The organism is Trichocoleus desertorum AS-A10, from assembly GCF_039962155.1.
Lineage (GTDB): Bacteria > Cyanobacteriota > Cyanobacteriia > FACHB-46 > FACHB-46 > Trichocoleus.
Genome location: NZ_JAMPKN010000011.1, coordinates 1 through 12240 on the forward strand (window position 1 = coordinate 1; position 12240 = coordinate 12240).

General features: G+C 50.5%; 12 protein-coding genes. 3 read left to right on the forward strand and 9 right to left on the reverse strand.

Annotation, left to right across the window (positions count from 1 at the left end):
- Window positions 1-175 precede the first annotated feature (175 nt).
- Entirely contained in the window at window positions 176-304 is a 129-nt protein-coding gene (locus NDA01_RS15600; protein ID WP_431193420.1) for a hypothetical protein, read from the forward strand.
- A gap of 158 nt (window positions 305-462) precedes the next feature.
- Here NDA01_RS15600 and msrA read toward each other — a convergent pair whose 3' ends face one another.
- Window positions 463-1116, reverse strand: a complete 654-nt coding sequence (gene msrA / locus NDA01_RS15605; RefSeq protein WP_348228647.1) for a peptide-methionine (S)-S-oxide reductase MsrA — start codon at window positions 1114-1116, stop codon at window positions 463-465.
- 109 nt (window positions 1117-1225) lie between these two features.
- Here msrA and NDA01_RS15610 point away from each other — a divergent pair, with 109 nt between their 5' ends.
- Window positions 1226-1696 (forward strand): hypothetical protein, encoded by a 471-nt coding sequence (locus NDA01_RS15610; RefSeq protein ID WP_348228648.1) that lies wholly within the window; start codon window positions 1226-1228, stop codon window positions 1694-1696.
- A gap of 10 nt (window positions 1697-1706) precedes the next feature.
- Here NDA01_RS15610 and NDA01_RS15615 read toward each other — a convergent pair whose 3' ends face one another.
- Genes NDA01_RS15615 through NDA01_RS15640 form a run of 6 tightly spaced genes read right to left on the reverse strand, consistent with a single transcriptional unit; the run spans window position 1707 to window position 9642 of the window.
- The gene (locus tag NDA01_RS15615; RefSeq protein ID WP_348228649.1) at window positions 1707-4115 is read right to left on the reverse strand and encodes an ABC transporter substrate-binding protein; all 2409 of its coding nucleotides are present in this window, start codon (window positions 4113-4115) and stop codon (window positions 1707-1709) included.
- A gap of 38 nt (window positions 4116-4153) precedes the next feature.
- Window positions 4154-5281 carry a DUF1822 family protein gene (locus NDA01_RS15620; protein ID WP_348228650.1) on the reverse strand — a complete coding sequence of 376 codons (1128 nt, stop codon included), beginning with the start codon at window positions 5279-5281 and terminating at the stop codon, window positions 4154-4156.
- Window positions 5282-5326: 45 nt separating this feature from the next.
- On the reverse strand, window positions 5327-6073 hold the full coding sequence (locus NDA01_RS15625) for a sigma-70 family RNA polymerase sigma factor (protein ID WP_431193421.1): 747 nt from the start codon (window positions 6071-6073) through the stop codon (window positions 5327-5329).
- The gene (locus tag NDA01_RS15630; protein ID WP_348228651.1) at window positions 5979-7439 is read right to left on the reverse strand and encodes a TIGR04222 domain-containing membrane protein; all 1461 of its coding nucleotides are present in this window, start codon (window positions 7437-7439) and stop codon (window positions 5979-5981) included. Before NDA01_RS15630 ends, NDA01_RS15625 begins: the two co-directional genes overlap by 95 nt.
- A gap of 42 nt (window positions 7440-7481) precedes the next feature.
- Entirely contained in the window at window positions 7482-8885 is a 1404-nt protein-coding gene (locus tag NDA01_RS15635; RefSeq protein WP_348228652.1) for an ABC transporter substrate-binding protein, read from the reverse strand.
- A 13-nt stretch (window positions 8886-8898) separates the two neighbouring features.
- The gene (locus NDA01_RS15640) at window positions 8899-9642 is read right to left on the reverse strand and encodes a PspA/IM30 family protein (RefSeq protein ID WP_348228653.1); all 744 of its coding nucleotides are present in this window, start codon (window positions 9640-9642) and stop codon (window positions 8899-8901) included.
- 180 nt (window positions 9643-9822) lie between these two features.
- Between NDA01_RS15640 and NDA01_RS15645 the strand changes: the two genes are divergently transcribed.
- On the forward strand, window positions 9823-10293 hold the full coding sequence (locus NDA01_RS15645) for a tetratricopeptide repeat protein (protein ID WP_190553270.1): 471 nt from the start codon (window positions 9823-9825) through the stop codon (window positions 10291-10293).
- Window positions 10294-10375: 82 nt separating this feature from the next.
- Here the strand turns inward: NDA01_RS15645 and NDA01_RS15650 are convergent, their stop codons facing one another.
- Both NDA01_RS15650 and NDA01_RS15655 read right to left on the reverse strand, forming a co-directional pair.
- On the reverse strand, window positions 10376-11155 hold the full coding sequence (locus tag NDA01_RS15650; protein ID WP_348228654.1) for a photosystem II electron transport protein, Sll1252 family: 780 nt from the start codon (window positions 11153-11155) through the stop codon (window positions 10376-10378).
- Window positions 11156-11202: 47 nt separating this feature from the next.
- Window positions 11203-12060 (reverse strand): DUF1206 domain-containing protein, encoded by an 858-nt coding sequence (locus NDA01_RS15655; RefSeq protein ID WP_348228655.1) that lies wholly within the window; start codon window positions 12058-12060, stop codon window positions 11203-11205.
- Window positions 12061-12240: the final 180 nt, after the last annotated feature.

Genomic DNA, 12240 nt, shown 5'->3' on the forward strand with positions numbered 1-12240 from the left:
TGTTGAGCCAAGAGAAGACTGCCAAGGGGGGAATGAAGGCCAAGCGCCTCAAAGCAGGCTGGGATAATGATTATCTGGCTAAAGTCTTTGCTCAATAAGATGCGTTTGCCCTGTCTACTTCCACCGTAATAGCGTCCTCCACGATGATTTCGATCGCCTGGAAATTGGCACAGGTGTGCGTTTCTTTGTGGAAGACGGAGAAGAGGGGCCACAGGCAACCACAGTCAAAATTGTGGATAAGCCAGGAGTAACGGTTGGCAAATCTGATCAATCCTTAATTGAACCACCCTTGGGTTGGGAATAGCACTAAACTTCTGGGGGCAACTGCCTCCAGAGCTTCCCTGAAAGAATGAGCGATCGCGCCGATATACGCCAATAAATTAGGGCAGCAAAAAACAACAAAGCTGGCAGGGTTAGTGCTGCCAGCGATCGCAAAACTGCGTAAAACTTTAGAGTCTTGCCCTAAGCTTGAATCACATCTGGCAAGCAGACATTAGTCCCACCCAAGCCGCAATAACCGTTAGGGTTTTTCGCCAAGTATTGTTGATGGTAGCTTTCTGCGTAGTAGAACTCTGGAGCTTCAATAATCTCTGTGGTGATGGTTCCATAACCTGCTTTGCTTAAGCCTAGTTGGTAAGCATCCCGCGAAGTTGCTGCCAGTTTACGTTGCTGCTCCGAATACACATAGATCCCAGAGCGATACTGAGTTCCAGAATCATTGCCTTGGCGCATGCCTTGGGTAGGATTGTGATTTTCCCAAAATACCTTCAGCAGAGCCTCATAGCTGATTTGCTTAGGGTCAAACACCACTTGCACCACTTCATTGTGCCCAGTCATACCAGAGCAAACTTCTTGGTAGGTGGGGTTTGGGGTCACGCCAGCAGCATAGCCCACGGCAGTTGTAAACACACCCGGCAGCTGCCAGAACTTCCGCTCTGCGCCCCAGAAGCAGCCCATGCCAAACATTGCCACTTCTAGCCCAGCGGGGTAAGGTGGCTGCAAGGGGTTGCCATTGACGTAGTGCTTTTCCGGGACTGACATCGGTTCTGCCCGTCCTGGTAAGGCTTCTGCTGGCGTGGGCAAGCTCAGCTTTTTGCCAAATCCAAATAACGCCATGAGTTTTAACCCTACTTTTTGAGATACGCTTTACCTTACTTCATGATAAATGACTAACCTGATAACTGCTCCTTCCCCGCCAGTCAGCTTCATCTAACGCCGAAATTCGATGCGATTTACAGTGCTAACAACTTTACTCTTGCTGAGCGCAGTAATTTTAGCGGCTTCCTTTTTGCCTTGGGCTTCGTTGCAATCTGCTTCACTCATAGATCCTAATATTTCCCCACTTGAAAACTTACCTGCAAAGCTAGGAGTCGCCAATGGTGCCTTTATGCTGGGTCCTAGTGATACATTCACGGCTTGGCAAGGAGGATTCCGATTGGGAATTTATGCCATTCCTAACTGGATTGTCGTGCTCGGAGGGTTGCTGATCCCCTTGGGAGCGTACAAGCCTGTCATTGGCATCGTTGCCACTCTGTTGGGGCTGATCCATTTAACGATATTTGCGGTCACGATGCACTTATTGGGTGCTCAATTCGGCATTGGTTATATCGCAACTCTTGTGGCCTACTTGGCAGCGCTGATTCTGTTGATTCAAGGCTTCTGTCGCGATCGCAGGTCATTGCCAAGCAGCAATTAGCATTTGGAAGTTACGGCTTGAGAAGGGCAAACTCGTAACGCAGAGGAGCTTTGGTACTAGGTTGTACTTTTACTAATACCCCAATGCCTGGCACAATTCGGCGCTCCCCAGAGGGAAGGAATTGAATTACGCCGCTAGCTCCCTCCAGTAGAAAATCTGGGCTTCTGAGGGTATCTCTTAAACCTTTGCGAGTCTGTTGATGTTGTAATCCCATGTATACGGTTTTAGTTGCATCGTAGGACATAGCAGTACGCCAGTTTACCGAGCCGCCCCAAAGTTGCTGAGCTTCGCGGAGAAAAGAGTGTTTAGCCCGTGGTGTGGGATGCCAAGGCACAGGCAACACCAAGCCATTGACTGTGTTCTGTCCAGCCTGGAGGGTTTGGGAGGTATATAGCGTTGGGCTGCCGAATAAAGTTAAACGCCCTTGGTTGGCGCGTGCCATCTCCACAGCTTTATTGATGCGATCGACATGGGGAGCGAGGAGAATACTATCGGCTCCGCTACTGATGATTGTGGCGATCGCGGTTTCAGCATTAAAGTCAGTAGCGGAGAAGTCACAAGGAACATTGATAAACTGTCCCCCATCGGCAAAAACCGCTGCCGTAAATTGATTGCGAAAAGATTCATTATCCACAGCCGCTGTGTCAGAACAGATGGCAATTTTGACTTTGTAGTCATTTTTGATGGTGTGGCGGGCCAATGCATCGGCAATGAAGCGAATGCTGGGCACCATACGAAAAATATATTTGCCACTAGAGGAGAGTTTGTCAGAAAAACTAGTGGGGGACAGCATCACCAGTTCTCCCTCGTCATAAATGGGAGCGGCTGCCACAGAAGCATCACTAGCGTTATGTCCCACCACAGCTATGGTCTGAGTATCCTTCACCAGTGCTGTGGCAATCTGACGGGCGATCGCTGGTTGGTTCTCATCATCTGCGATCGCTACCTGCAAGAGTTGTCCCCGCAGACCACCTTGGCGATTAATCTCATCCTGGGCTTGAGCTACTCCCCGAAGAATCTCTTGAGCGACATTCAGGTTGCTACCAATCGGCACACTAACCCCAATTCTGACTGCTGCCTGGTTAGCGATGCGTGCATTATTGAAGTAGATTAAGGTTTCTGGATCGTTATGTTGTTGCTGAAGCGAGGCTTGAAACTGCTGCGCTGCCGAACTAAATTGTTTGGTGCGAAATGCTTTAACACCTGCTTCCTTAGCGGGGGTGGCGATCGCCCGGACTAAAACCTTGTCCCCCAAGCTGATGCGGTTGGCCCAGGGTGTTGGCAAGGGGGGAGTCGGCTGTAACATGCCTGTGCAGAGAGCCGCGATCGCCCCTCCAAACAACGTTTTGGCAAGGCGATAGGGTTTTCTGACCACAGGCCAGGCCAAAGGAGACTCCACTGGATTTTGGCAGAGCACAGGCAACCAGGAAGCACAGGGAAAGTCTCCTTCCATCCCTTGTAGCTGTTCTCTCGCTTGACGCACAGATAGATATAACGACTGACCCTGGGCAAAAGCTTGCAGGAAATAGCGCAAGAATGCCTGAGCTACTGGATCGGGCACAGGTTCCCGCATCACAATTACCTGTGGAATGCCTAAATCTGCCAGGTGTCGAGCCAGTTCTAAGCCATCGCAAGAGTTAAAAATGGCTAGCTTCAGATTGTTACGCACTGCTGCCTTTAAGGCATAACGGAGCTGATCGAGGGAGAGGGTTTCGGTGTCATTAATTTGAATTTGCCCGCGTTCCTCACTAGAACTATGACCCGCAAAAAACAGGATGTCCCACGGCTGGCTCCACAACTGTTCACTGAGTTGCTGGCGACGGGGTTTCTCTAGCAAAGTTACCTTGGCTCCTGGCAACTGCTCTAGCACCGCCCGATCGGCTTGGACATCAATACCTTCACTGTTACCCAACACCGCAAGAATTCTAACTGGGCTGTGCAGCGGTGGGGAAGGAGGTGCGTAATCGGCACAGAGCGCCATTTCAGCGCCAGGGCGACGTTCAAATAAGGCCCACAGATGCCAAGGTAACTTGCGTAAGAGGAGATCTTGAGTCTGTACAATTACCCGCGCCGCCTCATGCCGCTGTACCTCTTCCTGGACCTGCTCCCGCAAATCTCGCACGCTGGCTTGGCTCCACCAATGAATTAAGCTGGCTCGTAATTTCTGCGCTGCTTGGTCGCACTCGGTCACGGTAGAGACATTGGTGACTTGGGCGGGAGGAACTTCAATTCGCATGCCTCCCAGTCGATAGTAGAGGTGTTGCCAGTGCTGATATAGCTGAGGAATATCTGGAGCTGCCGGAAATCTCCCTCTGACCTCGATCGCAGATGCTTGGCCATCGTCACCAATTTGCAGCGTCACAGGAAATCCCTGTGCAAAACTGCCCTCACCAAACTTGAAGACGACCAACTTACTCACAATCTTTTTTCCGTCTTACGATCGCCCGCCAAACAACGCTAAACCACAAAATTTTCCACGATGCTAGCTGACTCTAGAGCAATTCTCACACTAAATCGTTCTCCTAGGTCAGCGGTAAACTTCAACTGAATGTAATCATCTTTACGTCTAGCTTGGGTGGTCAAAAATGCCTGCCCTCCAGCATCTAAGCCAACCAATTGCAATTCGGGCGGTAAATAAGCTTGACCTACCATTGGGTAAACCCGCAAGAGTACTGCCACTTTTTGTTCGGGTTTGGGCAGAATCGCCACCATTAACGCGATCGCATGGCCTGCCAGATGAATGCCTAAGTCTGTGATGCGTCTGACTCCGGCGGCGGGATGGTCAGGATCAAGCGTCCACAACAGCTCAGCCGCAGTCCAACGGATTTCTTCGTCTTGCGTGGTTTGCAGCAGTTGGGTCAAGGCAGGAATAACGCTCAAATTAGCGGTACTTAGTGTAAAATGTTCTGGTTCTTGCTCAGCCTGATTGGCATACAACTGTTCAACCAAGTGTTTCACTGCTTCCGGCGTATCGATGGTCATACCTTTTACCTGTCTAGCCCGAAAAGCCATCGCATAATTGGTGTCTCGGTTCTCTAGCCAAGCCGCGATCGCCTGCCACTGCGGTTCAAAGACCTGATTAAACCACTGGCCCAGTTGCACAGCAGCAGGAGCAGGCTGATGCAAGCGCAACAGTAGAGCATCTAAAGATTGCAGTTGTGCTAGCGGCAGCATGGTAGTAGTGACACTAGGGACAAATCCTAATAGGGTGCCAGCACGGCAGGCTTCATCTAACTGCACCACCACATAACCAATCCGGTCTTGCCATACTTCCGGCGGCATGGAGCAACTGCGATCGCCCATTTGGATAGAACGGCATTCCAAACGTCCCACTCCCGCAATTTCCAGGTCAGCCACATCTGCACAGAGACGAGCGATCGGATTCCAGCTATAGCTTGCCTCCAGATTGATAGGCATGTCGAGCATTTGTAAATAATCTCGCATCAGCAACACAGCCAGCGTATTGCGATAAACTTGAGTCGCTTTCTCTGGAGTGGGCTGGGCTTGAGCAAATTGTTGCGCCACCTGGCGAGCAGAGGCAGGAATTGGCAGCGTAATTGTGAGGTCTTGGGTGGAGTCAATCATGGGTAAGGAGGTTGAATGCGGCAATCGAAACGATACTGAAACGATCTATGAATCTAAATATCCTTGCGTTTGTCCAAACTTGAGCAAGCGAGGAAAACACTCTCGTTGATAAAAGTTACTCAAGGTGGCGATCGCCACACCAAACTCCTGAGATAGCGCTTCCCAAGCAGTTTCTGTTGGTAAGCGGCGCAGAATCAGCACTTCGCAGTTGATATCGGGGCGATCGCGCACATGAATCCGCCGGAGTTGTCTGCCTTCTCGCTCTACCCATTCCCGAATCTCTTCTAGGATCGGTGGCGGATTGGCAGGAGCAGGGAGAGTGTCGATTGGATTAATTACTTCCCCCGTCTCTGCAAGCTGACCAAACGCCCGTTCTGCCTGTTGTTGAAACACTTCCCGCTGGCGATCGCTCAACCGTCGCTTGAGATAGGCATTTAACCAAGTAATCACACTGGCTAGCTCTGGGTCGTAAGCGTTACCAGTTAGCGCTTCACAGAGATTGCGACAGCAGTAGAGCCACGTTTGTTGAAGGGCATCTTCATAATCAGGGACACCCACGCCTCGGAGTAGTTTGCCAGAGCGCTGAATTTGCCAGATCAGTTGATTTAAGGCCCGTTGACGCTTCAGGCTGCCTCGCGGCTGACCACAAGCAGCTATCACTAGTTGGCGCAGTTGTTGATCGATTTCATCCATGCGGTTAACCACCGCCGTCACCGCCACCACAGCCCCCACCGCCTCCGTCACCGCCCCCGCAACCCCCGCCTCCATCTCCACCGCCGTCACCGCCTCCATCTCCACCACCCACGCTTGCAGGAGGCATGAACACCTGATTTAAATTATCTAAAACCGCATCTGCCAAAACCGTATTACCAAACAGAGCCACCACCAATGCTAGTTGAGTAGCTGGCGAATTGTATTGCAACTTGGCATGTTGTCGCTGCAATTGCTCCAATACAGAATCTCCATATCGACTGCGATGCGGCTTAATAAATAGAAGGCCAGCGATGACTGTTGTTAATAGACAAAGTATGACGAGAAATCCTACAGGTTTATCCCGAGCAATACCGACCACTATCTTGCTAATTCCTAACACCAGTACCGCAGCAACAGAGAGCGTGGGTAACCACTGAGTCTTTGCTGCTTGACTTTGCTTGACTAGTAAGCCGAGTTCTTGCAAATTTGTGTAGATAGTCTTTGTCAAAGGTTCTACTAGGGATCTCACGTTCTCAATGCTGCCACCTTTAGAAACTGCTCGCACGACTGCTTGCTCTAAAAAATGACTATTTTTCGGCAGGGGGAGACCTCTCCGGAAGGCTCGTTCAGTCGTCAACAATCTTAGGTGTTTACGCTCTACCAAATGCGCGATCGCCGCTTCTACAGCCCGACGTTTACCACCTGCTAAGTAAGCCACCTCGTAGGGATCGAGATGTACCGCCTGCACAGAGGTTTGATGACCTGGTTGGCAGAGATACCATCGTAAACCACAGGCAAAGAGCGTTACCACACTAAGCAATCTAAAGTAGAAATCTAGAAATTCAACTCCTGCAAAATCAAGCGGATTACTAATGTTGGTGGCGACATTAGTAGCGACGCTACTAGCAAGCGATGGAGTAAAACTAGTGATGGCTAGGGTGAACAAAAACGACAAAACTGCGATCGCGCGTCGGTTAGCTCGGTGCTTTGTGAGAGACCAGTTCCAGAACTGATCTCTGTTGCTAACTTGTTTACCCTGATGAACCTCCCTAGGTACTGGCGGCCAAATATCAGCAGGAGGAACCTGTCCAAACCAACGTTCGTAGCTAAAAAGCGTTTGAGTATACCAGCTATCAAATTTTTCGCGACTGCTACTACCCTCTCTGGCTAGCTCATGATACAGGGAAACTTGTAAAACCTCTGGACAAAAATATCCCCAATGGGAGCGTGTATAAAGGAGATGCAAATGCCATGCTTCGTCCACATCTTTGGAGGGGCTAACTGGATGCCCAGCGACTACCGCGAGAAATGCAAACTTTTTGTATTCAGCAATCACTCGCTGCGTATACTGCACAGTCCAGCCATTCTCCCTCGCCAATCGTTTGCTAAACGGCAGCTCGGTATCTACATCATCTAAGGCAAATTTCTGAATCCGGTCGTAAAGTTCTGCTGGCTCAATATTCATCTCCGGATACCTACCAAAGTTGAAAGTCAGGAAGCAAAGCGATTATGGACGGAGTGGCGCAAAGTCATAGCCAGAAGCACTAGGCTGGATTTGCACCAAAACAGCTTGACCCAAGCGATCGCCTGATGGCAGAAACTTCACCGGCTCTCCTGCTCCAGAGGCCGAAAACGCTGGACTCCGTAAAACATTCTGCAAGCCACTCCGAGTTTTATCCTGCTCTAAACCTTTGATAATGGCACGACTGGCATCATAGGCCATTGCCGTTCGCCAATTTACCGCTCCTCCCCATCGATACTTCGCATTGACTGCAAATGGATGGTCGGCAAAAGCAGTCGGATGCCAAGGCACAGGTAAGACTAATCCATTCATATCGGCTTGACCAGACTGCGGCGTTTTGATTGTGTATAAAGTTGGGCTACCCAATAATGCGAGCCTGCCTTGGTTGGCTCTAGCTAACTCGATTGCGCGATCGAGCCGATCAATGTGAGGAGAAACCAACAGCCCTTCAGCCCCACTACTAACCGCTTGGGCGATCGCCGTGGTTGGGTTAAAGTTCGGAGTAGAGAAGTCACAAACGGTTGGCACGAGTTTGCCTCCCTGAGCTACCAAAGCTGCGACAAACTCATCTTTAAAGGAGACATTGTCTGGAGCTTGGGAGTCATAGCACACAGCAATATTAGTTTTACGAGTGGTAGCAACTACATATTGCGCCAGAGGTTCCGCCATTAACCGAGTTGTGGGAACAGCGCGAAAGACATAACTGCCAAACCCAGAAAGATTGTTGGCAAAGCTAGTCGGAGTCACCATCACCAGTTGTCCCTGTTGGTAGATCGGCGCAGCGACCAAAGAAGCATTACTGGCGTTATGTCCTACTACGGCAAGAATGCGCGAGTCTTTTACCAACTCTGTCGCCACCTGCTTCACAATTTCTGGATTATTTTCATCGTTGACAATTTCAACTTGTAGCGGCACGCCATCAATGCCACCATTTCGATTCACTTCATCCTGGGCTTGGGCGACCCCGCGCAACATCTCCTGAGCTACATTCAGGTTGCTCCCAATCGGAACACCCACGGCAATTCGGAGCGCTGTGTCATCAACACGGGCATTGTTCAAGTAGATCAGCGTTTCTGGGTCATTTTGGCGCTTTCGGAGAGAAGCTTCAAATTGGGCGATCGCGCCTTCAAAATCTCCTTTGGCAAAGGCCGCAACTCCGGCGCGTTTCTCTGGTGTAGCATCCGCCTCAATCAAGAGCTTATTACCCAGACTCATGCGGTCTTTGAGAACACCCGCATTGAGCGACTGGGATGATGATGGAGAAAAGATATTTCCCTTTAGCCAGGAGATACCTGTGACTACTCCTAAACCTATTAACAAGAGCACAATGGGTGGGACACTGGCTTTTGGACGCACAGAAGTAGAATTTCTTTTTTGAGTTGAGGTCATTGTAGGAGTTCCTTTAGGCATCTGAGGGAGTGACTGAGCGAGAGGATGAAGATGAAGCTGTCAGGCGTTGCAGCCGTTGAGCAATCTCATCGTCAAGCGTCATCTGAGCTAAATCTGCGGTCAGTTTCTCCGCTGGATTTTCTGAGAGTTCTGCCTGGGCAGTCATCTGGAGATGTCGCCGTTCTATAGAAGTTTGAGCCGTCGCAAACTGCGATCGCGCTGAGCCAATTTCAAGTTCAGTATTAGCCTGATCGATCACAGCCAATGCCTCATTTAGCTCCGCCAAATCTTTGAGATTTTGCATCTCCAGCTTGTAAGTTTCTAGCTTCTGGCGTTCTCGGTTGAGTCTGTCCTTGGCAGCCCGCACCACTGTCTCCGCTTTGGCAAATTTTTCTGCTAAGGAAGGCAGCGAGCGATCGAGCAAAATGGCCTTCGTCATTGCCATCCGGGCGGCTTCTGCATTGCCTTGTTGTTGTGCCAAAATTGCTTGTTGTTCAGCTTGCCGAAATTCTTTCTGCCTACTCTCGTACATACTCTTAGCTTGCTGGTAAGCAGCCATTAGACTCGCCACTGATTGGGTGAGTTGCGCTACCGACTTTTGCATCGTTTCCAAAGATTCCTGGGCCACTTCCACCGCAATCTTGCCGCCTGACTCCACAGGCAAGCCCCAGAGCCAAGACCAAGTGCCTGTCAGTACGCGCCCCGCCCGCTCGCCTACGAACCAATAGATAAATTGTTTGAAATGTTTTTGAGCCATAGAGCCTAGATCCCGCCGTTGTAACGACATCGATATTTCGAGAAGCGATCGCCTATGTGCTTCTCAGGCTCTAGCCAAGAACTTATTTTGAATTTTGCAAAACTTTACAATTAGCTTTAAATTGAGGCCACAATAAGAAAGGAGAAACCTCGCTGATCCTCACGGTAGAGTCATAGTTGCATGGATAACCGATCAATTGAGCGGCTACTTGAAGACCTCAAGCACGCAGACCCAGAGGTGCGTAATCGTGCTACCCAGGAATTGTGGCGACGCTGGTTTGAACAGAAGGGCGTTGCGGGCCTGGAGCAAATTCGGCAGGCACAAATGTTGTTAGAAACCGGAGAAAAACTCAAGGCAGAAGCGGTGCTTACCCAGCTGATTCAGGACTTACCCGATTTTGCCGAAGCATGGAACCGACGAGCAGTGCTGTACTACGTTCAGGGCAAGTATCGTAAGTCGCTGGCCGATTGCCAACAAGTGGTGCAACTCGACCCAATTCATTTTGGCGCACTTCATGGCATAGGGCTCTGTCATGTGGCGTTGGGTGAATACCGAGAAGCCATTCCTGCCTTTCGTCGCGCCTTAGAAATTCAACCCTATTCAGTCGAGAACCAACGTTTGATTTTGGAATGTAGCGCTAAATTGAGCTGAGCGATCGCATTGAGACCTAACCCCCAGCCCCTTCCCTCAAAGGAAAGGGAACCAGCTCACTTTAAAGCAGCATATACACTATCTACACAAAGCGAGTTAGCTGAACTCGGTAGCGATCTTTTTTGGTGACGGCGACTTCGCCAACTTCTAGGCGACCTTTGCCTCGGATTGCCACCAAGTCCCCAGTTTTAAGTTGATGGCTGGCAGAGCTGATCTCCTTCCAGTTCACCCTCACATCTCCGCCATCGATCAAGTCCACCATTTTGCTGCGAGACATACCAAAACCTGCCGAGGCGATCGCATCCAAGCGTAGTGAGGCTTCTACCGTCGTCAGTTCTTTTTTCTTGGGTTCTCGGATTTTCAGTTCGCTGAGTTCAATCCGCCGAGTTTTTACGGGCACCGATCGCACTTGATTAAGCTGGAGTTCTAGAAACTCCACTAGGTCAGGCACTACGATCGCCTGCGCTCCTCGCTCTCCTAACACAATAATGTCACCTACTTTTTCCCGAACAATGCCTGTGCCTAAAAGCGCTCCAAGGAAGTCACGGTGGGTCGCAGGGTCAAACAGAAAGTTACCAGCAATGTCGAGAGCTGCTATTTCTACTTGAGTGGCTTCTAGGGGGAGTTCGGCCCGTGCGATCGCCACTCGTTGCCGTTCTGCTTGTGGGTAGCCGCCCCAAGGTAACAACTGGACTTCAGTCAACCGCCCAAATGCTTGCTGCATGTCAGCGAGTTCTGGAGGGGCAAGAAAATCGCTACAGACGACTTCCCAGGTTTTGATCGCCTGGTCGGCTTGGTCGATCACTCGTGCGATCGCGTCTCGATTTTCAATGCCTTTCAATAGGTCTTCGCGTGGCAGCATGCGTTGGCTGTAATTCTAGAGAGCACTTCTGATTTTAAAGGGAGAACTTACTGGATGACCATCTGACGATAGCGAGCCAAGACAAAATTGTAGATACCATAGGCCACCAGTCCTAGGGCTACCAGCCCTAACAACCAAGGGCCATAAGGCTGACTCGCCAAAGCTGCCAACGCTCCTCCCAGACCTCGCACCTCACTGGCATTAGAAGACCGAGCCGCCTGAATCAGGAAAAAACCAATCACGGCAAACACAACGCCTCTGGCAGCTAAGCCGAATCTACCCATGCGAGTGGCCCAGGTTTTTTCATTCTCACTCATTTCGTTCAGCTTCAATTTACGGCGAAACTTGGCGGTGTAGGCTTTATAGAAGTGGTAAAAACCAAAGCCAATAATCGCCGCTCCAATTGTGCCTACCAGCCATTGACCAAAGGGTTGAGCTAAGAGACGAGCCGTCCAATCTTGGGAAGCGCTACCACCTCCACTACCACCAGAACCTAGGACTAGCCGAGCCGCTGTCAGGGCCAATCCTGCATAGACAATAGCCGTCCCGACGTAACCGAGTCGCTGGGCAATTCCCTTAGCATCGGTCCCATGATTTTCGGTATCCATCGTTGCTTGAACCAAGCTCCAAAGCACATAACCCAGCAAACCGATCGCCACTAATCCCAACAAAAACTGACCAAAAGGCTGGTCTAGGATGGTTTGCAGCGCTCCTCGCGAATCTGTGGTTTTTCCGCCTGACCCAAAAGCAGCTTGAGCGGCTAGGATACCAACTAAGCCATAGACAATCCCTTTAGCGGTATAGCCGAATCGGGCTAGAGGCTCCACCCACGGTTGAGACGCAACCTGTCTGGCAGCTCGCCCTGCTTGATTACTGGCTCGCTCTACTGAATCGCGCCCTCTCATTGATCTGCGCCTCGCTTGCCGCTGTCTAATTGGTTCTAAACTAGCAGCGATCGCGGTGATCCTCTGTCTTCCGGAAGGTGAGATTTCTCAACAAAGTGTACTTAGTCAACTCAATATACTGTTGCCGATTTGACAGCGATCAGTTGCAGCGCGATCGTAGAGAATGAATGGAAGGCTAGC

Bases quoted from the DNA above. Each gene is read 5' to 3' on its own strand.
- NDA01_RS15625 (WP_431193421.1), bottom strand. From the start codon at position 6,073: ATGGAGGCGGTGACGGCGGTGGAGATGGAGGCGGGGGTTGCGGGGGCG.
- NDA01_RS15640 (WP_348228653.1), bottom strand. From the start codon at position 9,642: ATGGCTCAAAAACATTTCAAACAATTTATCTATTGGTTCGTAGGCGAG.
- NDA01_RS15650 (WP_348228654.1), bottom strand. From the start codon at position 11,155: ATGCTGCCACGCGAAGACCTATTGAAAGGCATTGAAAATCGAGACGCG.
- NDA01_RS15630 (WP_348228651.1), bottom strand. From the start codon at position 7,439: ATGAATATTGAGCCAGCAGAACTTTACGACCGGATTCAGAAATTTGCC.
- NDA01_RS15645 (WP_190553270.1), top strand. From the start codon at position 9,823: ATGGATAACCGATCAATTGAGCGGCTACTTGAAGACCTCAAGCACGCA.
- NDA01_RS15610 (WP_348228648.1), top strand. From the start codon at position 1,226: ATGCGATTTACAGTGCTAACAACTTTACTCTTGCTGAGCGCAGTAATT.
- NDA01_RS15635 (WP_348228652.1), bottom strand. From the start codon at position 8,885: ATGACCTCAACTCAAAAAAGAAATTCTACTTCTGTGCGTCCAAAAGCC.
- msrA (WP_348228647.1), bottom strand. From the start codon at position 1,116: ATGGCGTTATTTGGATTTGGCAAAAAGCTGAGCTTGCCCACGCCAGCA.
- NDA01_RS15655 (WP_348228655.1), bottom strand. From the start codon at position 12,060: ATGAGAGGGCGCGATTCAGTAGAGCGAGCCAGTAATCAAGCAGGGCGA.
- NDA01_RS15620 (WP_348228650.1), bottom strand. From the start codon at position 5,281: ATGATTGACTCCACCCAAGACCTCACAATTACGCTGCCAATTCCTGCC.